Annotated in this window: 21 protein-coding genes; 2 read left to right on the plus strand and 19 right to left on the minus strand. The window is 48.7% G+C overall.

Features of this window, described 5'->3' with window-relative positions; translation table 11 throughout:
• The first annotated feature begins 107 nt into the window (after positions 1–107).
• Positions 108–749, plus strand: coding sequence for a cell wall hydrolase (locus tag ACZYR9_RS00325; RefSeq protein ID WP_488976457.1), 642 nt, complete (start codon positions 108–110; stop codon positions 747–749).
• Positions 750–833: 84 nt separating this feature from the next.
• On the opposite strand, the gene ACZYR9_RS00330 is transcribed toward ACZYR9_RS00325, so the two are convergent.
• The 7 genes from ACZYR9_RS00330 to ACZYR9_RS00360 all read right to left on the minus strand — a co-directional run bounded on the left by ACZYR9_RS00330 (position 834) and on the right by ACZYR9_RS00360 (position 6756).
• Positions 834–2156: a glycosyltransferase family 2 protein gene (locus tag ACZYR9_RS00330; RefSeq protein WP_488976458.1), complete on the minus strand. Its 1323-nt coding sequence runs from the start codon at positions 2154–2156 to the stop codon at positions 834–836.
• A 268-nt stretch (positions 2157–2424) separates the two neighbouring features.
• Positions 2425–3063 (minus strand): ABC transporter permease, encoded by a 639-nt coding sequence (locus ACZYR9_RS00335; protein WP_488976459.1) that lies wholly within the window; start codon positions 3061–3063, stop codon positions 2425–2427.
• A 17-nt stretch (positions 3064–3080) separates the two neighbouring features.
• Positions 3081–3983, minus strand: a complete 903-nt coding sequence (locus ACZYR9_RS00340; protein WP_488976460.1) for a glycine betaine ABC transporter substrate-binding protein — start codon at positions 3981–3983, stop codon at positions 3081–3083.
• Positions 3980–4663, minus strand: coding sequence for an ABC transporter permease (locus ACZYR9_RS00345; RefSeq protein ID WP_488976461.1), 684 nt, complete (start codon positions 4661–4663; stop codon positions 3980–3982). The genes ACZYR9_RS00340 and ACZYR9_RS00345 overlap by 4 nt, the downstream gene beginning before the upstream one ends.
• Positions 4660–5874 carry an ABC transporter ATP-binding protein gene (locus ACZYR9_RS00350; RefSeq protein WP_488976462.1) on the minus strand — a complete coding sequence of 405 codons (1215 nt, stop codon included), beginning with the start codon at positions 5872–5874 and terminating at the stop codon, positions 4660–4662. The genes ACZYR9_RS00345 and ACZYR9_RS00350 overlap by 4 nt, the downstream gene beginning before the upstream one ends.
• A gap of 274 nt (positions 5875–6148) precedes the next feature.
• Complete coding sequence (locus ACZYR9_RS00355) at positions 6149–6304, minus strand: hypothetical protein (RefSeq protein WP_488976463.1); 156 nt, start codon at positions 6302–6304, stop codon at positions 6149–6151.
• 83 nt (positions 6305–6387) lie between these two features.
• Complete coding sequence (locus ACZYR9_RS00360) at positions 6388–6756, minus strand: hypothetical protein (protein ID WP_488976464.1); 369 nt, start codon at positions 6754–6756, stop codon at positions 6388–6390.
• Between the two features lie 328 nt (positions 6757–7084).
• Between ACZYR9_RS00360 and ACZYR9_RS00365 the strand changes: the two genes are divergently transcribed.
• The gene (locus ACZYR9_RS00365; protein ID WP_488977114.1) at positions 7085–7354 is read left to right on the plus strand and encodes a DUF3243 domain-containing protein; all 270 of its coding nucleotides are present in this window, start codon (positions 7085–7087) and stop codon (positions 7352–7354) included.
• A 197-nt stretch (positions 7355–7551) separates the two neighbouring features.
• Here the strand turns inward: ACZYR9_RS00365 and ACZYR9_RS00370 are convergent, their stop codons facing one another.
• The 12 genes from ACZYR9_RS00370 to ACZYR9_RS00425 all read right to left on the minus strand — a co-directional run bounded on the left by ACZYR9_RS00370 (position 7552) and on the right by ACZYR9_RS00425 (position 20549).
• A complete protein-coding gene (locus ACZYR9_RS00370; RefSeq protein WP_488976465.1) occupies positions 7552–8448 on the minus strand; it encodes a DMT family transporter in 897 nt (298 codons plus the stop codon).
• 467 nt (positions 8449–8915) lie between these two features.
• Positions 8916–10949, minus strand: coding sequence for a (Fe-S)-binding protein (locus tag ACZYR9_RS00375; RefSeq protein ID WP_488976466.1), 2034 nt, complete (start codon positions 10947–10949; stop codon positions 8916–8918).
• 17 nt (positions 10950–10966) lie between these two features.
• On the minus strand, positions 10967–11941 hold the full coding sequence (locus ACZYR9_RS00380) for an electron transfer flavoprotein subunit alpha/FixB family protein (RefSeq protein ID WP_488976467.1): 975 nt from the start codon (positions 11939–11941) through the stop codon (positions 10967–10969).
• A gap of 14 nt (positions 11942–11955) precedes the next feature.
• Positions 11956–12723 (minus strand): electron transfer flavoprotein subunit beta/FixA family protein, encoded by a 768-nt coding sequence (locus tag ACZYR9_RS00385; protein WP_488976468.1) that lies wholly within the window; start codon positions 12721–12723, stop codon positions 11956–11958.
• Between the two features lie 39 nt (positions 12724–12762).
• Positions 12763–13896 (minus strand): acyl-CoA dehydrogenase family protein, encoded by a 1134-nt coding sequence (locus ACZYR9_RS00390; RefSeq protein ID WP_488976469.1) that lies wholly within the window; start codon positions 13894–13896, stop codon positions 12763–12765.
• Positions 13897–13926: 30 nt separating this feature from the next.
• Positions 13927–14271, minus strand: coding sequence for a cupin domain-containing protein (locus tag ACZYR9_RS00395; protein ID WP_488976470.1), 345 nt, complete (start codon positions 14269–14271; stop codon positions 13927–13929).
• Positions 14268–15011, minus strand: a complete 744-nt coding sequence (locus tag ACZYR9_RS00400; RefSeq protein ID WP_488976471.1) for an ABC transporter ATP-binding protein — start codon at positions 15009–15011, stop codon at positions 14268–14270. Before ACZYR9_RS00400 ends, ACZYR9_RS00395 begins: the two co-directional genes overlap by 4 nt.
• Positions 15011–15781 (minus strand): ABC transporter ATP-binding protein, encoded by a 771-nt coding sequence (locus tag ACZYR9_RS00405; RefSeq protein ID WP_488976472.1) that lies wholly within the window; start codon positions 15779–15781, stop codon positions 15011–15013. The genes ACZYR9_RS00400 and ACZYR9_RS00405 overlap by 1 nt, the downstream gene beginning before the upstream one ends.
• Positions 15756–16784 (minus strand): branched-chain amino acid ABC transporter permease, encoded by a 1029-nt coding sequence (locus ACZYR9_RS00410; protein ID WP_488976473.1) that lies wholly within the window; start codon positions 16782–16784, stop codon positions 15756–15758. Before ACZYR9_RS00410 ends, ACZYR9_RS00405 begins: the two co-directional genes overlap by 26 nt.
• Positions 16785–16800: 16 nt before the next feature.
• Positions 16801–17682, minus strand: a complete 882-nt coding sequence (locus ACZYR9_RS00415; protein WP_488976474.1) for a branched-chain amino acid ABC transporter permease — start codon at positions 17680–17682, stop codon at positions 16801–16803.
• A 93-nt stretch (positions 17683–17775) separates the two neighbouring features.
• Positions 17776–18969 (minus strand): ABC transporter substrate-binding protein, encoded by a 1194-nt coding sequence (locus tag ACZYR9_RS00420; protein WP_488976475.1) that lies wholly within the window; start codon positions 18967–18969, stop codon positions 17776–17778.
• Positions 18966–20549, minus strand: a complete 1584-nt coding sequence (locus ACZYR9_RS00425) for a class I adenylate-forming enzyme family protein (protein WP_488976476.1) — start codon at positions 20547–20549, stop codon at positions 18966–18968. Before ACZYR9_RS00425 ends, ACZYR9_RS00420 begins: the two co-directional genes overlap by 4 nt.
• Between the last annotated feature and the right edge of the window lie 48 nt (positions 20550–20597).

Raw genomic sequence — 20597 nt, forward strand, 5'->3', positions numbered from 1 at the left:
CGTTTTGAGCGTGTACGGAAATTTCCCCGGTCGGATGAACATCCCTGAACTTGTCATGCCGTCACAGCAAACGGCTCTAAAAAGGAATAGGAGGTTGTCTGAATACGATGAAGAAACGTTCCGTACTTGTCACATTACTCGCCTGTACCCTTGGCTTCACAGCCATGGCGATGCCAGCCGGCGCAGCCGCACTGGAGAAGGGGTCCCAAAGCGAGCATGTCCTCGACCTGCAGCTGCGGCTTAACACGCTAGGTTACTTTCAAGCCGGTGCAACCGGCTACTACGGTGCCATTACCTACGAAGCGGTAAAAAAATTTCAACAATCGTCCGGCCTGCCGGTAAATGGTAAAGCTGATTCCAAAACGTTGTCGCTATTAAAACAAACGGCCAATCCCAAGCACAACGTATTGGAGCAATTGGCAAGAGTGATCCACGCCGAGGCTAGAGGTGAGTCGATGCAAGGACAAATTGCCGTAGGTGCAGTCGTCCTTAACAGAGTGCAATCTAATGCTTTCCCTGATTCGATCACCGAGGTCATTTTTCAACCGGGTCAATTTTCCGCCATCCGGGACGGGCAGTACAACCTAACACCAGGACCTTCAGCCTTCGAAGCGGCCAAAGCCGCTTTAAACGGATCGGATCCGACGAACGGAGCTCTCTTTTACTACAATCCCAAAATTGCTACATCGTCCTGGAGTATAAGCCGTCCAATGAAAGTCCGAATCGATAACCACGTGTTTACTTATTAAATAGACCCCGAAACTCCTACATATTCCCTGCACGCTCAAAGCAAAAAGCTCTTGCATCCCGCAAGAGCTTCTCCAACCCCATCCTTATTTCCAAACTCGTTTCAGTTGAAAAGCTTCTTGTAAATATCCCCAGACCGCAATGGGACTCATTATCGCCTGATATACCAATACAAATAGAACAAAGCCTAGTTTATTTTTCCTGACGCGGAGAGCCAATGACTTAAAGACATTTTTTTGAAATTGATACAATACCAAATAACTCAATAGCGTGACCGGAAGGACAAGAAGAGTTAGAGGTCCGACAATCCAAAATATTCCGAACAAGCATAAGAAGAGACCGGGAAGCCAAAAGAAAGTGTAAGACACGTCAATAAAAGGCATAATATAATTGATAACCGTTAAATATTTAGCATAAACGCTAGGCTGTTCCCAAGGCTTTACCGCTTTAAGACCTTCGATCATTCCTCGGGCCCACCTGCTGCGCTGCTTGGCAAAATGAGTCAAAGAAACGGGAACCGTTGTAAATGCAACGGCTAAAGGTTCAAAATAGACTTTATATCCGGCTTTTAGGCATTTCCACGTCAACACGATATCTTCACCGATAACGTCCGGCCACCCGCCGATTTCCTTGACCACGCTAGTTTTATATAAACTAAACGCTCCTTGTGCTACCAGCGTTTGTTGATAGAGGCCTTGAAGCCTTTTTACAGAAGCGATGGCCAAAAAATAATCCCATTCCTGCAGCTTGGAGAGCATATTGTCTCTACTATTCCGAACCAACACCGTACCCGCGACAGAGCAAACCTCTTTTGGAGCGGAAAGCATCCGGCTAACGATAAACTTTAGAGCCGATTTGTGCAGCAAAGTATCCGCATCCAGCGTAACCATATATTCGGTTTTAATATACTCCAGCCCTTTATTCAAAGCGTGGTGCTTTCCTTGGTTCCATTCAGGAATAATTTGCAGCGAGAGACCCAATTCCTTTGCGGCATCCTTTGCCTCTTGTACCGTATGGTCCGTAGACCGATTATCAATAAGAAGGACGTGAATTCTTCCCTCATATTCCTGATAACTGATCTGCCTTAATGTATCTCGTATTCCCTTCTCTTCGTTGTATGCTGCAATCAGAACCGTAACATCGTTGACAGGGTTGTGATGTTTAAAAGCAGGTTGACTGTCCATGAGAAGACTTGAAACCAAAAAACTATTGATATATCCAGGAATATAGGCAATACCGGCAATGATAATGATCGCGAAGGGAATACTTGTAACCTGTCCTAATTCCAAAATCCATTTTTGAGAAATCCAGATGGAGAACAACAGCCAGATGAAAGAAACCAAATGGCTAACTACGAACTTTTGCCATACAGAAACATATGTTTTTCTATTCTTTAACCTGCTTTTCATTTTTTGATTATCAATTCCTGTGACGGTTTACCCTTACGTCATTAAAATATATCATCCCTCCAATTCAATTGTCGTTAGGAGCTTGTTGTTAATCATGGAAATTTGTATTAACCCCGAATAAAATTCAAGTTGAGCTTAACCTATACCGCTCTTCACGTTCCTTTCCTTTAATAGAATTAATATTAAACCACATTAATTTAATGGCCTCGCATTACACTTTCTTTATATAACAAAAAAAGCCGTTTTCTACGACTTTTCTTGTCTTACGCTAAGCTGCCTTTCCCTGCCGGCCTACCCGCTGCTGCAGAATGCCCAGAAGAAAATCGGCCAACAGAGCCAGCGCGGCTGCAGGAATTGCTCCTGCGTAGAGACGTGCTGAATTATCCATATTGATTCCGGAATATATCTCACGTCCGAGACCTTCGCCTCCAATCAACGGTGCGATCGTTGCGACGCCAATCGCAATGACGGCTGCGACTCTAATGCCGGTGAACACAAACGGCAAAGCGAGTGGAAACTGTACGCGAAACAGCAGCTGCAAAGGACTCATCCCTACGCCCCGTCCGGCTTCGGTAATCGCCGGATCGACCTGGGTCAATCCAACATACGTGTTGCGGATGACCGGCAGCAGCGAGTATAAGAACAATCCGATCACTACGGTAGTAAAACCCAGCCCGAATACAATCATCAGCAGGACGAGCATAGCCAAGCTGGGGAAAACCTGGATGACATTGGCCGAGGCTAAAATGAAACCGGCAAGCTTGGGAACTCTCGCCGCCAGGATTCCGAGAGGAACTCCTGCGATCAACGCTAACAGCAGCCCCGAGATCACCATCAAGATATGTTGATAAGTGAGTTCAATGAGGTAAAGCCAGTTTTCCCCCACATAACGGAAAAACAAATCCATTCCGCCACCTCTTTTCTTTAATTCAGAAGTCCGACCTTTTTCAAATAGTCCTCGGCTACTTTTCTTTCATTTCTTTTGTTGACGTCAACTTCATAATTCAACTCGATCATCGTTTGTACGTCGATCTTGCCGGCCAGCTGACTAATAATCTCCTTGAGCTCCGGGTGCTTCGCCAGAATATCGTTTCGTATGACAGGCGCCGCGTCATAAGGCGGAAAAAACTGTTTATCGTCTTTAAGGGAGGTTAGCTTGTATTCCTTGATCCGAGGATCGGTAGAATAAGCCAGGACAATATCTACATTTTTGTTCGCTACAGCCTTGTATACCAGCGCCACTTCCATAGGCAGCGTTTTGCCGAAGGTGATGCCGTAATGCTTGCGAAAAGCGGGATATCCGTCATTCTCACGCTCCAGCCAGGTTGTGTCTACGCCAAGCGACATATTGCCGGCTGTAGGTGCTACATCGGAAATATTGGCTAAATGGCCTTGCCGCGCTACGTCTTCTCTTACGGTAAAAGCATACGTGTTCTCAAACCCGTACGGATCAAACCAATGAAAGCCGTAGTACTTATCAAAACCTTCTTTGGCCTGCTGAAACACCCTTTCGCGATCTTTGTCGGGCTCAATCGGAAAATAATTATCAAAGATCATGCCCGTATACAGTACGGCCATTTGGATATCGTTGTTTTTCATTGCCTGCGCGACAACAGCACTGGATGCCAGATCGGGAAGAACATCGACCTTGAGGCCGGTCCGATCCTCGATCAATAGCTTATGCATTTGCGCTAAAATCTTGGGTTCCGAATAGGTTTGCGTGCCGATAATGATTTTGTCTTCATTACTGCAGCCCGAAAGCAGCAGGATGAGAAGGACGGCAATGATCATTAGCTTTGGCAAGGAAGCGGATTTCTGTCGAATCATTGGTTTCCCCCCCGTGCTGCGGCGGTTTGACGGCTGCCCGAATGGGTGTTGGCCGTGACTCGCTTTTCAGCAAGACTCAGGATAAAATCAGCGGCAAGAGCCAAAATCACCGCCAGGATAGCGCCCGTAAAAATAAGCTCTTTCCTGTTGGTTCCCATGCCGGCAAAAATTAATTGTCCAAGTCCTCCTGCGCCGATCAGCGTCGCCAATGTAGCCCAACTGATGATGTATACCGTAGTGACCCTAATCCCTGACATAATATATGGAAAAGCAAGCGGCAGCTGAATCTGGAGCAACCGCTGCCTTCGGTTGTATCCCATCCCTTTTGCAGCCTCAAGAAGGTTCGGATCAACCGATTGAAAACCGGAATATGTATTTCGTAAAATCGGCATAAGCGAATACAGGAACAACGCAAAAATGGCAGGTGTACGGCCAACACCAAGCAGCGGGATCAGTATCGCCAGCAGCGCAAGACTGGGTACGGTCTGCAAAATATTGGCTATGGAAAAAATCACGCCGTTTAACCAGGAAATCCGGTTGCCGGCCAGCCAAATTCCGATGGGAATCGCCACAATGGCTCCGAACAGCACGGATACGGCCGAAATAACCAAGTGTTCCTGCAGGGCTCGTAAAATATCTTCCTGACGGCTTAGGACAAATTCGAAATATTGGCCGATCATACCGTTCCGCCGCCCTTCATCTCCGGATGCGACTCCTCATACTGCAATCTGGACACAACAACCTCGGGAAGCTCGGTGTCCGGCGCTTCGACCGGAGTATACACATCGGCCAGATGCCGTACAAGACTTCCTTTGGTAATAAGACCTATGAATCGTCCATGGCGGATGACCGGCACATAAGGCAGCCCCTGCTCATTCATAAGTGAGATGGCGGCAGTGACCGGCATACCCGATTCTACAACGTGCTCAAAGGGCTTTATAACGTCGGCCAACGTTGCGAGTTCCTTCCGATACATATCCAACACACTAAAGATGGATGCATATCCGAGTAAATCATTATTGCGGTTTACAACAATTAAAGAATCCACTTTACGCTTTTCCATCAGCTTGATGGCTTCCGCCAAGCCCCGAGTCGGATATGCGGTTACGGCATTCTCGGTCATGACATCGTCTACTTTAAGCATTTCACCCGACATTTCGGTTTGGAGTCTCTTCTCCCCGATAAAATTTCTTACAAAATCATTGGCCGGATGCCGCAAAATCTGTTCGGGACTTCCCTTCTGAACGACCTCGCCATCCTTCATGAGAACAATCGTATCCGCGATCTTAAGCGCTTCATCCATGTCATGAGTTACAAAGACGATGGTTTGCTTTAATTCCTGCTGAAGTCTGACCAGCTCGTCTTGCAGCTGCTCACGGCTGATCGGGTCTAACGCGCTGAAAGGTTCGTCGAGCAAAATAATTTCGGGGTTGGCCGCTAGCGCCCGAATGATACCGATGCGCTGCTGTTGACCGCCGCTAAGTTCTGCCGGATACCGGTTACGATATGTATCAGGATCGAGATGCACAAGGTGCAGCAGCTCATCTACCCTCTGATCAATCCGCGCTTTATCCCAATGAAGCAGCCGGGGTACGACACCCACATTAGCCGCAATTGTCATATGCGGAAACAAGCCGATGCTTTGAATAACATATCCTATGCTCCGCCTTAATTGAATCGGATCGATGCTGGAAATGTCCTTATCCCGGATCAATACTTTTCCTTGGCTCGGATTATTCAGACGATTGATGAGCTTCATCAATGTAGTCTTTCCGCATCCGCTTGGGCCGATCAGAACGGTTAATTCGCCTTCATTGAATTCGAGGTCAATGTTTTTCAGAGCCACAAATCCATCTTCATATACTTTTCTCACTTTTTCAAAACGAATCATCCGCATTCCCCCCTTTATAATTTATTTGTTTACCCATAATTCATTAAATTGAAACATAAACCGTCTAGGTCTCCATATAAGAAAACAATTGTAGTCGGTAGTATTTCGTCTTCCCGTCCATAAACATCCGTGGAAGGCTCGGGACAGATAAATAAAAAGCCGCCTGTTTGAACTGCACCCCAATTGTTAGACAACCCTAACAATTGGAGGTGCAGTTCAGATAAGCGGCTTTCTACCCAAACTATTTTTACTTGGATTAGACCAATAATTTATATTAAGGCTTTGTCGTCGTATCCGGTGCATCCTGCTTTTGTCCATCGCTGATTCCGTTATCCTGATCCACTCCATCACCGCAGCCGGTCAATCCACCCAATGAAAGAACTACTGCCATAGCTCCGACGATCAACTTCTTTCTCCAATTTGTCAGCATGATAACTCCTCCTTAAGTGTTTTTATAATGGTGTTTCTTGTGATGTTATTACCCTTCGATGTCATCTATTAAACATTTTAATTCTAAAGATGATTTACTGAGCTTCTTATATTTTTCCACTTTTCTCGTTGTAGAGTTAATAATGATGTTAAAGGATGCTTTCTTCCATGGAGATCATCCCTAAACTTTTCAGCGGCCATCATGCCATAAACCTTTCCATTCCCTCCACCTCTTGAAGCATGAAAAATGCCCGGCTGTTCCACATCTACTCCAAGAAAGGGAGCATGCAGCTCACCGACTTGTTCGGCTGATTCATGAAGCATGATATCGTTAGAAAATTGAAGAGGACCTGTATCGGCCGCTGTACTTGCGGAGGCAATGCTCCCCCCTTCCAGCAGTACGGCAGGAACACCCGCTTCGGCCAAAACCGCAGCACAGAGCGCTACTGTCATCTCTCCCCCATAATCGCGGCCTGGGTACCCATTCGTTGATTTAAAGAGGGATACGATGGAATTTCAGAAAGAGGATGAGGCCAATATAAGCTTCCGCTGTGCAATTTCTTAGACTTGTACTCCATGAATGATATCTTCCGTTTGCTGGTTTTGGTTAATTATGTTTACACCAGCCGTTCGATTATTGAAACGAAGTGAATGATTCATCCCTAAATCTGAAGGTTAATTAGGGCATGTCACACTAAACCATTAAGGAGGCGTTATGATGTTGAACATTAATCGCAATGACCAAACCGTTGATGAGAAGGTGGACAATACCCTGAATCATATGGGTGCCGGACAAAAGGACGAAATTCTGCAAAATTTCGATTCCTTCAAAAGCTATCTGGGTAAACGAATCGAAATGGCCGAGAAATTCGGCATGAATGAAGAGCAGTTAGCTCAAACGGCTGAGAAGGTAGCGAACTACCTGGCCGATCATGAGGAGCCTCGCAACCGCGAGGAAAAACTCCTTCAGGAGCTTTGGAAGGTAGGTTCGCAGGAAGAGCAGCATAAGCTGGCTCATATGCTTGTGAAGCTGGCACAAACTTCTCAGTGACGGAGGTATTGATGATGAGAAAAATGATATGGACTGCTCTTAGCATGGGTGTTGCCTATTTGCTCAGAAACAAAGAGGCTCGCCAAAAATTGTTCAACCAATTTCAAATGATGCGGCAAACCAAGCAGAGATAACACAAAGAGAACCTCCGATCTCGGAGGTTCTCTTTGTGTTATCTCAAATTCGAAAACCGTTTGTCAGCTTTTGCTTTTTAACGCAATCCTTCTCGGGGTCCTGTTCACGAAATAAATACTGACAAGAATCAAGGCCACCCCACCCAAAAGTGAAAGAGTGAGCGGTTCACGAAGAAACAGACTGCCGATCAGAATGGCCACGATGGGGATCATAAAAGTGTATGAAGCCACTTTACTCGCCTCACCGGAGTCAATGAGCTTGAAGAACACAAGCCAGCCGATCGCGATGACAAAAATCGAAATAAACAAAAGATTGAGGACAAAAGCAGGTGCCCAAACAATATCGGACCAGCTCTCAACGCCCAGGCCCGCAACGGTCATGAAGAGTCCGCCGATGACCAATTGAAGCGTTACCAGCCAGATCGGATCCACAGACTTAGCCTTTTTCTTCACATAAACGGTTCCGATCGCCCAGCTGAGCGCAGATCCCAAGGCAAACAGAATGCCGGCAAAGGAAATATGACCGGATATTCCGCCGGTACTAATCAGTCCCACTCCGGAAAAACCGAGAATAAGGCCCACAATTTTCAAGCCGTACATCGATTCCCCCAGCCACAACCATGAGAAGATACCCACAAGCACAGGCTGAAGAAAGACAAGCGAAGAAAACAGGCCGGCAGGCAAATAATTCAACCCGATCGTCTGCAGCCCATAATACAAAACGACATTAAATAAAGCGGAAAGCAAATAGATCGGCCAAGATTCTTTGAAATGGAGTCTTTTATATCTTGGCAGGGCGACCAGCAGCAGAATAAGACCCGCAATCAAAGTTCGAAGTCCCGAGAACAGCACCGGTGGTGTGTAAGACAGCGCAATTTTGGATAATGGCCAATTCACTCCCCAGACGGTGACTAAAAAGATGATGAGATAGATGGTTTGCGTCCGGGAAAGTTTTCCCATAAGATATCTCCTTGTTGATTTAACCCCTGTTTAGCAGGGAGATATTTGTGCTGTTCTCATTATACTCCTGTGCCCTCTTTTGACAAAACGGATTATGCCATGAAATTGACAATGATCTTTGTTTACAAGCATGTCCCAGCCGTTATGCTCATGATCTCACCGTTTTTCGTTATTTACGAAAAGGACCCGAGACAAGGATGCCTGCTTTGCATCCCACGATCTGGGTCCTTCCTCAATACTATTCCATCATCAGACTTTATCCATACAGTCATCACCGTGATGACGTTGTCATAATAAAGCGGTTTCTTACATGAATAGCGTACATCCAGCAGGGGCAAAATCACGCCCTCCCGCTCCGATAATGTCGAAGGCGAAAGGACCGATACTCCGGAAAAGCTGGTGTCCGGCAATATCAAACCCATTATTCCATATTAATATTACGTTCGAAAAAAATGCATAATGAAATGTTATAACGATCGTTCCACAATTTCGGCAATATCCAGGGTTTGCACCTGATTTTCCAGCTCTTTGCTTTTTACACCGTCACTCATCATGGTTAAACAATAAGGGCAGTTGCTCCCTATGACGCTTGGACGCGCCTGAAGCGCTTGCTCCGTTCGCTCGACATTCACGCGCTTGCCCTGAGATTCCTCCAGCCACATTATTCCTCCACCCGCTCCGCAGCACATCGCGTCTTCGCGGTTCCGCTTCAATTCCAGCAGCTTCACACCGGGAACCGCTTGAAGAATAAGGCGCGGGATGTCGAAGATCCCGTTATAACGGCCCAAGTAGCATGAATCATGATAGGCCACCGCTTCCTCGACTTCCTTATCCGGTCTTATGTGTCCTTCTTCGATTAGTTTCCAGATCAGCTCCGTATGATGGTATACTTCCGCATCCAGGCCAAATTCCGGATATTCGTTTTTAAACGTGTTATACGTATGCGGGCATATCGTTACGATTTTCCGTACTCCATAGGTTTGAAACAACGCGATATTTTCTTGACAAAGCTGTTGGAACAGCATTTCGTTCCCCATTCTTCTTGCCGTATCGCCCGAATTTTTCTCTTCATTGCCCAGTATGGCAAACTTCACGCCGGCCGTATTCATGATTTTGGCGAACGATTGGGCGATTTTTTGGCTTCGGATATCAAACGAGCCCATGGAGCCGACAAAAAACAAATACTCGAAATCATCGGTTTCCATTACAGTCGGGATGACGAGATCGTCACGACCTTCACGCCATTTGATCCGATCCTTGCGGCTGATCCCCCATGGATTGCTTTGCCGCTCAACATTTTGAAAGTATCGTGCCGCTTCGTGAGGCATATCCCCTTGTGTCAAAACCAGATACCGGCGCATGTCGATGATTTTCTCCACATGCTCATTAGCAACAGGACATTGATCCTCGCAATTGCGGCATGTAGTGCATGCCCAAAGCTCCTCCTCCGTAATCACATCACCGATTAAGCGTTTCTCTGCGGATTGCCGACCCGTCTCCATATTCCCGGCTGCGGGAGCAGATGCGAATGAGAATGAAGGGATCCAGGGTGTGCGGGAGGTTACGGCCCCCTTCTCCGTTAAGTGATCACGCAGCTTTACAATGAGATCCATCGGAGACAAGGTCTTGTTTGTGTTTGAGGCGGGACACATCCGGGTACAACGCCCGCATTCGACACACGCGTACAAATCGATTAATTGATTGCTCCGGAAGTCCTCCACTCTGCCTACGCCAAAGGACTCTTGGTTCTCATCTTCCAAATTCAGTGAGTTCAGTTTCCCGTAAGGTTTGGTATCGCGAAGCGCGATGTTTACGGGTGCAAACAATATATGGGCGTGCTTCGATTGCGGAACATAGATCAGGAAAGCCAGCAGCGTAAGCATATGTACCCACCAGAATAGATAAAAAGCGGCAGCATCCCAGCTTTCCGGCAGTCCGGTAAACAAAGCCGCCATCAGAGAAGAGAAAGGCGCATACACGCTGCCGTCCGCCCCTAACCAAAGCCGCTCAAACGCCAACGACAGTAAGATCGAGCTCATCAATACGGCAAGGAACACAATGACAACGCCAGCCTTGAGGCCTCGTTTTAGCCGTGGAAGCTTCTCAATATACCTCCGGTAAAAAGCGTAGGCAGCAGCCAATAGAACCAGGAAGGTCGTCACCTCTTGGGTTAAACTAAAGTAGGGATGCGCCGCTCCAAGCGGCAGCTCGAACCCATGTATAAAGCCTTTCACGATAAGCTCCACAGCGCCGAGCTGCAAAATGATAAATCCGTAAAACATCACCATATGCATAATGCCGCTTTTTTTGTCTTTGAGCAATTTCGTCTGGCCAAATACTTGAATAAGAAATTCTCGAATCCGTACGTCCAGATCTTGTTTCAGTTGATGGGGCTTACCCAGTCGAATATAGGTGACGCGGCTGTAAACCACTGCTGCAAACCAATAGACCGCGAACCCTGTAACAGCGATGAAAGCAGCGAAATTCAGCAGGGGCCACATGTTCGAAAATCCTCCGGTTAAGATGTCCATGCGCTTTTGAATTCATTCGACAATAATGGTACGACTTCGAAGAGATCCCCGACGATGCCGTAATCGGCAATTTTAAAAATCGGCGCTTCCGGATCCTTATTAATGGCAACAATGACCTTGGCATTAGACATACCGGCAGCGTGCTGAATTGCCCCCGAAATGCCACAAGCAATATATAAATCCGGCGTAACCACTTTGCCCGTCTGGCCGATTTGCATCGAATATTCGCAATAACCCGCATCGCACGCCCCTCGTGAGGCGCCTACCGCGGCACCGAGCACGTCAGCCAATTCCTCCAGAGGCTTGAAGCCGTCAGCGCTCTTCACTCCTCTTCCTCCGGAAACGATAATTTTGGCTTCGGACAGATCAACTCTTCCCAGCGATTGACGAACCACATTCCGTACAATCGAACGAAGTTCCGTAAATTCCATCTTGTAATCCACTATTTCTGAAATACGTGATGCATCCGGTTGGCCGGCTTGAATGTTGTTAGGACGAATCGTGGCGAAGATGATGCTCTCTGTCATTGTTTTCTTCTGGAATGCTTTGCCTGCGTAAATTGGACGCGTAAAGATCAATTCGCCGTTTGCCAGAGCAATATCGGTTACATCGGAGATCAATCCCAATCCCAATTTGGCGGCGGTGCGGGGAGCCAGATCTTTACCGATCGCGGTGTGCCCCATAAAGACACAATCCGGGCTGACCTCTTTGAATAACGCCGCGAATGCCTGTATGTACGCATCCGGAGTATAATGCCGCAGTACCTCGTGCTCCACCTTATAAATCCGGTCAGCACCATGCGCTCTCAAAGAAGGCTCGTATACGGACACTTCCTTTCCCAATAAAGCGACGATTACCGTTCCGCCCTCCGCCGCCAGCCTTGCCGCACTCAGCGCCTCGAAGGTCACGCTTCGAATGCGGCCATCCCGAATTTCAGCCAAGACAAGTACGTTTCTGCTCATCACGGTTCCTCCTCTTATATCACTTTGGCATCATTGCGGAGAAGCCGGACCAATTCCGACGCCTGGGTCTGCACATCGCCGGCCAGTATCTTACCCGTCCCCTTCTTTGGGGGCGCATATTGCTGGACTACGATGGTTTTCGGTCGGATTTCCTCCATGTTCAAGCCAAGGTCTGCTGCTCCGACCCGGTCGATCGGCTTCTTCTTCGCCTTCATAATACCCGGTAAGGAGGGATATCGCGGCTCATTCAACCCCTGCTGGGTGGTAACAAGCGCAGGGAGCAAGAGCTCCACGGTTTCCGTATCCCCTTCTGCGTCCCGCTCTACTGTAATCCGGCTGCCTTCCACCGTCAGCTTCGTAACGGACGAAACATGCGGAATGTCAAGCTCCTCCGCCACTCGGGGTCCCGTCTGACCTGATCCGTTATCGATGGACATATTGCCGGTCAGGATGAGATCGAACGGACGGACGCGAATGGCGGACGCTAAAACTTTCGAAGTGGTCCATTCGTCGCCGAACAGCAACTCATCATCGACCAGGATACCTTGATCTGCGCCCATGGCCAATGCTGTTCTCATCGCAGCTTCCACACGGTCCGGCCCGATCGAGACGACGGTAACTGTACCCCCGAACTCATCCCGCAATCGTACGGCTTCCTCCACAGCATATTCATCGTATGGATTGATAATAAAACGCACTCCGTCATCCCGAACGCTTCCGTCGGCCATCACCACATTTTCTTCCGTATCCATCGTTTGCTTCATGATCACAATAATATCCATTGGCTTCTCCTCTCCGAAATGATAACGCTCTTTAGCATGTCAGGATAAAATTTCTTTGGCGATAACAACGCGCTGGATTTGGTTCGTTCCTTCATAAATTTGCATTATTTTGGCGTCCCGAAAATATTTCTCGACCGGGTACTCGCGGATAAAGCCGTAACCTCCATAGATTTGTACCGCGTCTTCAGCTACCTTCATTGCCGTATCCGCAGCGTAACACTTGGCAAACGATGCATGTCTAACGGAAGGACGTCCTTCCTGAAGCAGAAACACCGCTTTATGAACCAGCAAGCGGGATGCTTCAATCGTCATTGCCATGTCAGCCAGCATAAATTGAATGGCTTGCAGCTCGGCGATCGGCTTTCCAAACTGCTTTCGCTCCTTTGCATATTGCAAGGCGGCTTCGTAAGCGCCTTGGGCGATTCCAACCGCCTGCGACCCAACCATCGGTCTGGCATTCATCAGAGCCTTCATGAAAATTTTAAAGCCTTCCCCTTCAGCACCCAGACGTTGGGCTGACTTCACCTTCACATCTTCGAACAGAACAGAGGCCGTATCGGATGCGCGAAGTCCGAGCTTTTTCTCTTTTTCCCCAACAGATACGCCTTCAGCGTCCCGATCGACAATAAACGCAGTAAATGCTTTTGATCCGCTTTCATTTTTCAGCTTAGTAAGCACCACATAAAAATTCGCTACGCCGGCATTTGTAATAAAGCATTTTTCACCATTCAGCACGTAATCGTCTCCGATTCGCTCCGCTGTCGTTCGCAACGAGCTTACATCACTGCCGGCAGCGGGCTCCGTCAGCGCGAAAGCCGCATACTGTCCTTCTTGCGTCAGACGCCGCAAATAAACGCGCTTCTGCTCCTCCGTTCCCCCCGCGAGAATCGGATAGGAAGCCAACGAATTTGCATCCAGGCTGGTCGCAACACCGGCACATGCTTTTGCGATCTCCTCTATGATCAAGGCATGGGTTATCTTATCAATACCCGCACCGCCATACGCTTCGGGGATCGCCAAGTTAGACAAGCCGATCTCGTATAGCTTCTTCATGATGTCCACGGGAAAGCTTTCCGTTTCATCATAATGTCTTGCGTAAGGCGCGATCTCCTGTGAAGCGAACTCTCTCGCAAGCGATTGAATCGCTTCTTGTTCATCGGATAAAGAGAACATCTTATTCACCTTCGTCTCATTAAATATGACTTATTTTAATAATTTTAACGGTTTACGCGAAGTGGCGAGCAAGGTGCAGCCTTTCTTCGTTTGGGAAGCGTGAATGACACCCGGCGGGGTATATAAATAATCGCCCTGGCGCAGCACAAATTTTCCGACCCGGATGTCGCCTTCCAGCACAAAGGTTTCTTCATCGTCGTTATGCTCGTGCACCGGAAACGAACTTCCGGGCTCCATTCGAATCATCACCGTACTGCCGCCTTCGGGAAAGAGGTGAAGCACCTTCATCGATATTCCCGGAATTTTCAGAGGCTTCCACTCGGTTTCGCTCAAAACCAGTGTGCTGTCGCTTTTCGATGCTTGCAGATCACTCATGCATTCACGGCTCCTTTGCTTTTCTGACCTGCACCCAGATACGTCTTTTGAACCATCGGATCATTCAACAGCTCGGATGCCTTGCCTTCGAGTACGAATGTTCCCCGATCCATCACATATACCCGGTCCGCCACCTTGAAGGCGGCTTTTACATTCTGCTCCACCAAAATGACCATCGTCCCAAGGTCGTCCCTTATACGCTGCAAAATAACAAGGATCTCCTTCACAATTAAAGGCGCAAGTCCCATCGAAGGCTCATCGAGCAAAATGATTTTCGGATCCGACATCAGTCCTCTGGCGATGGCCAGCATCTGCTGCTCCCCTCCACTCATATTGCCGGCGGCTGACTTGTAGTGTTTCTTCAAACCGGGAAACATCTCCAGCATCGCTTCCAGCTTCGACTCCAAGGTATGCTTCTCGCGCCTGTATTTGTGATACATGCCAAGAATCAGATTATCTCTGACACTCAAGCCCGCAAACACCTGCCTTCCTTCGGGCACAAGGCTGATCCCTTTGCGGACGACCAAATGCGCCGGTAAATGATCGAGCCGCTCTTCACCGAGGCGAATCTCTCCCTGCGCCGGCTTATATAATCCTGCGAGAACGCCAAGCAGCGTACTCTTGCCCGCTCCGTTCGCTCCAATGATCGATACCAGCTCACCCGGATGGACAGTCAGGCTTACATGATCCAGAGCACGGATACGGCCGTGGTATGCCGTAATTCCATTGGCCTGCAGCATCATTCCAACTCCTTCCCTAAATAAGCGTCGATCACCTTCGGATTGCTTCTGATTTGCTCGGGCGTACCCTCGGCAATTTTTACCCCGAAATCGATAACGACGATGCGATCCGCAATTTTCATGACGGTGGCCATATCGTGCTCAACAAAAAGAAAAGAATGCCCCTTATGCTTCAGCTCCAACAAAAACGAAGCAAGCCGCTGGCTTTCCCCGTCATTTAAGCCGGCCATCGGTTCGTCAAGCAGAATCAGATCCGCCTGCAGCACAATCGCCCGGGCAATCTCCAGCAGCTTGCGCAGACCGTAGGGCAGATTGCCCGCAATCTCCGTCTGTTTATCCTGTAAGCCAACCAGCTCTAATGCCTGAAGCGCTAACGATGCCGCCGCTTCATCGTCTCTTTTCACCACCGGCAGCCGAAATCCGGCATGAAAGATCGTCGTTTTGAGCTTCGTATGCGTACCTAGCATGACATTCTCCAACACGGTCATGGACTCGAAAATTTGCAGATTTTGGAAGGTTCTCGCAATCCCCTTCGCAGCTAGCTGGTGAACCTGCGCTCCGGTTAGTTTCTCTCCCTTAAACCAGACCTCACCTTCACTTGGATCCAAAATAGAGGAGATCATGTTAAACAGCGTCGTTTTGCCTGCCCCGTTCGGACCGATAACCGCTACAATCTCTCCCTTCCGAACATGAAAAGAAACGCCGTCAACCGCTACGATGCCGCCGAAACGTTTGGTTAATTGCTTAACTTCCAACAGTGCGCTGCTCATGCGGCGCGCCTCCTTCCGGGAGCTTCCTGCGGCGGAAGCGATCTTGTAATACGCCGATCATCGGCAGTAAGCCTTTGGGCATAAACATCATAACAAGCACCAGCAAAAGGCCATAAATGATAATTTCAATTTCTCCGCCGACCTCCATCACCATCGGGACATAATGGCGAACGCCTTCCGCCAGCAGCGTCATCACGAAAGCTCCAAGGATCGCGCCCCAAATCGGTTGGGAGCCTCCGACAACGACCATGATCAGCAGCTGGATCGATACCAGCACATAAAAAGTTCCCGGTGCGAGAAAATTGGTGAAATGGGCGTACAAGCTTCCGGCTGCTGAAGCAAATACCGCGCTTAACACAAAAATTTGCAGCTTGTATTTGGAAACGTCTATTCCCTGCGTAAGCGTCGCGATCTCGCTGTCGTGAATCCCCCGAAGCACTCTGCCGATATGGGATTGCACGATGTTTAAACAAAACCATGCCAAGAGCAGTACAATTCCCCATACGAGAAAGTAATAATTCCATTCTCCGCGAATTTCTAAGCCGAATACCGAAAACTTCGGAATTCCGGTCAAACCCGACGCGCCTCCGGTCACGTTATACATGCCTAAGATAACAATATATACAATAATGTTAAAGCCGATGGTCGCCAGTGCCAGAAAATGCTCCTTCAGCTTAAGCGTTGGAATACCGACTGCAAAAGCGATTACACCCGTTAACAAAGCCCCGGCCAGCATGGCCGGCAGCGGCGTAACGCCGAACTTCGCGGTCAGGATACCGGAGGTATACGCTCCTATGCCATAGAAGGCCGCATGGCCCAACGAGATCTGGCCGGCATATCCCATCAGTAAACTTAATCCCAGTGTAATGATGCTGTAAATCCCGATCAGTACCATGACGGTCAAATGATAAGAAGAATGAAAAAGGAATGGCGCAATTCCGACCATCGTAATCAGGATAATAAACGGCTTGAGTCGGCTGGAATACAGCGACGGCTTCTTCATGAGACTCCCCCTCTCTTTAGACCCGTTTTCCGGTTGCCTTGCTCATCAAGCCGTTCGGTGAGAAAAACAATACCAGCAGCAGAAGACCAAAGCTGATCGCATCGCTGTAGGAAGTGGAAATGTACCCTCCGCTGAACGCCTCGATAACACCAATCAAAAACCCGGCAAAGACGGCGCCGGATATGTTGTTCATCCCGCCGATCACCATCGCCATGAAGCCCTTCAGTCCGAGCAAGAGCCCCATATCATAAATAGCTCCCGATATGGGAGTCACCACAATGCCGGCCACTGCACCGACCGCAGCGCTGACCGTAAACGCAAGCCCTGACATCGATCGCGTATTTATTCCCATCAGCCGCGCAGCCTTAGGGTTGATGACACAAGCCTTCAACGCCGTGCCGAGCACCGTTTTTTCAAAAAATAAATACAGCGTACCCAACAGCAGCATCAGTGCCGCAAACACCCAAATGCTTTGCGGAATGAGGACGGCGCCGAGGATCAAGATCGGCGAGTTGCTGGAAAACGGCGGGATGCTGAGCGGAGTGTTTCCCCAAAGAAGCAGACCTAATCCCCTAAGCACGATCGAAACGCCAATCGTGATGATAATTAACGTTACAAAATTCGCATTCCTGACCGGATAGACCGTCGTTCTCTCCATTAAAAAACCGAAGAAAGCCGTCAGAACAATGGCAAGCACGATACTCGGAACCAGAGGAACCCCCGTTTGAACGAAGGTTACGCATAGCAGAGCGCCAAGCATCGTAAATTCCCCTTGCGCAAAGTTGATCACGCCGGTCACATTATAGATGGTGACGAAACCGACGGCGATAAGCGCGTAAATGCTCCCCGTCGTAAGGCCTGTAATGAGATATTGTAGAACCTGACTGACCGTATCCATTTTGTTCCCTCTTTTCTATAGGAGATATAGGCACATAGAATAAACCTGATACCATATCCGATGTGCCATTATCCCTCTGGAAGAACCGTTACCTTATTTGGCCGGTTCCCAGCCTTGCTTCGCCACCCGGAGCAGCGCCATCCCGTCGCCTGCTACGGCGTCATGAACCTCCGCGCTGTATTCGAACGTTCCTGAGACGCCCATATACTTTCCAAGTCCTTTCTCCATGTAATCGCGGATCGCTTGCGGACTTTCATGACCTTCGGAAATCGCCTTGAGCACCATATGGATTCCGTCGTAGGCATACCCACCGAACGGCCCCGGACTCGTGCCGTATTCTTTTTGAAATTCATCGTTGAATTTCGTTAACAGCTGTTTTTGTTCCGAGTCCGGAAGTGAACCCAGAATATTCATCTTGCTGCCGATCACCAGTACGCCTTCCCCGTCGGCGCCGACCTGCTTCAGAAAGCCTTCATTGCTTACCGCATGACTTTGAATCATCGGCACATCAAACCCGAGCTGGATGAAGTTTTTGGCTATGATGCCAGCCCCCGGCGGACGAGACCAAACGATAACGGCACCGGGTTTTTTCGGTTTAATTTTGGTAAGCTGTACCGTCATATCGTTTGCCGCCGCGTCAAAATCCTCAACAGCGACAATCTCGATCTGATTGGCCTTTGCCAGTTCCTTGAAGATCGGAAGTCCGCTTTGACCGAAGCCGTCACGCGCATTCGTCCAAGCAACGGTTGTTATTTGGTTAGACTTCAAATAATCAATAATCGTCTGCAGCACGGTGGCATTGCTTTGCGGAATCTGGAATACATACTCTCCAAGCACATCCTTTGATAGAGGCGCCAAGGCAAGAAGCGGAATTTTGTTTTCCTTTGCGACTTCACTGATGGCCACGCTTGTGCTGGTTTGTGTACCGCCGACGATGGCGACGACCTTGTCCTCCGATACCATCTTCTTTGAGATCACGACAGCGTTCGTATCGTTCGTCTCATTGTCGCTGATGATCAATTCAACCTTTTTACCATTGAACAATTGCCCTTCGATCTGTTTTTTCAGCAGCCTTGCTGTTTCCGCTTCAGGTTTGCCCAATGAAGAGGCAGGACCCGTTTCGGATACAATCACTCCGATTTTAATGGCTTGCGGCGTTCCCTCCGCCTTGGTCGCTGGGGCGGCAGTATTATCCGGAGCGGTAGATGAAGCGGAGCAGCCGACCATTGCGGCTGATAGAGTCAAAGCCAAAAGGGAAATCCACAGCCGTCTTTTCATCTTCTTCATCTCAACTGATCCTCCAATTCCATTTTCAATTGCTGCTGCAAATCCATTTTTTTAATTTTTCCGCTTGGCGTCATGGGAAACTCATTCATAAAAACAATTTTGTCCGGCGCTTTATAATCCGCCAGCCGCTTCCGAATAAATTCGATTAATTCAGCCGATTCCACCTTCGCGCCGCTTTTTAACCGGACTGCCGAGCAGGTGATCTCCCCCAGTACCGAATCGGGTAGTCCAACGACCGCGACTTCCATAACCGCCGGGTGCTTGTAGAGCACCTCCTCAATCTCCCTCGGATAAATGTTGTATCCTCCTCGGATGATCATTTCTTTGCTTCGGCCTACAATACGGATATACCCCTGCTTGTCGAGCGTAGCCAGGTCCCCGGTGTAAAACCACCTCTCATCGTCGAAAGCCGCCTTGGTTTCTTGAGGCATTTGATAATACCCTTTCATAACCCCGAAGCCGCGGCAAGCCAATTCCCCCACCTCTCCGAAGGCAACGGGCTCTCTTTGGCCGTTCACGATTTTCACCTCCGCTCCCGGCAGCACTTTTCCGACCGTCTCGGACCTGATATGATCATCATCGTCAAAATCCGTAATGGTTAACGTCGGAGAGGTTTCCGTTAGCCCGTAAGCCACCACGATATCGCAGCCCATTTCCGATCGAATCCGTTTGACGACTTCTACCGGACAAGGAGCTGCAGCAATGATGCCTGTTCGCAAGGTGGAGAGGTCATAAGCGGAAAATTCCGGATGATTTAATTCAAGAATGAACATCGTCGGAACACCGTGATGTACGGTAATTCCTTCATTTTGTATCAATTCCAAAACGTCTTTGGCCTTGAATACGTCCACAAGCACCATCTTTCCGCCGCAAGCGAAATTGGTAAGGATGCTTGGTGTAATTCCGAACACATGGAAGACAGGTACCGCTACCAGCATAACGTCATCCGGCGTACAGCGCATGGATTCTGCGGTAATGCTGCCCGTATGCACAACATTGGCATGGGTAAGCATGGCGCCCTTGGGCTTGCCTGTCGTCCCGGAGGTATACAGAATCGTGAAAACATCCTCCTCCCGGTCGATCGCTTCAAATTCAAAAGGCAGATGCTTCCCCCGCTCCAGCAGCTGCTTGTAGGAGAGCAATCCCGGACGTTCAAACCGCACCGATACGATCTGCTGAAGCGTCTTTGATTGCTTTAATGCCGTAAAGAACTGCTCATAATGATTGACGCCTCCGAACTCTTCGGTGCAGAAAACCAGCTTCGCTCCGCTATTGGACAGTAGGTATTCTACCTCTTCCTGCCGGTACCTTGTATTGAAAGGAATCAAGATCGCGCCGAGATGGGAAAGTGCCAAATAAGTAACGACAAACTCGTGCCAGTTCGGTAAACATACGGCAACCCGGTCACCCTTCACCACTTGAAGATCACGCAGTGAAGCGGCCAGCTGTACCGATTCTTCACGAAGCTCCTGATAAGTGAGTCTTCTGCTGCGATCATAAATCACTTCTTTTTCGGGATTTAATCTGTAAGCCCTTTCAAACAACTCTGTGACGGTAAGTCCATAGCAGTCTTGATACATTGAGTGTTCACCCCTTGAGACTGTTTATGATCCAATAACATACGGCTG

It is taken from the genome of Paenibacillus sp. F024 (assembly GCF_057814255.1).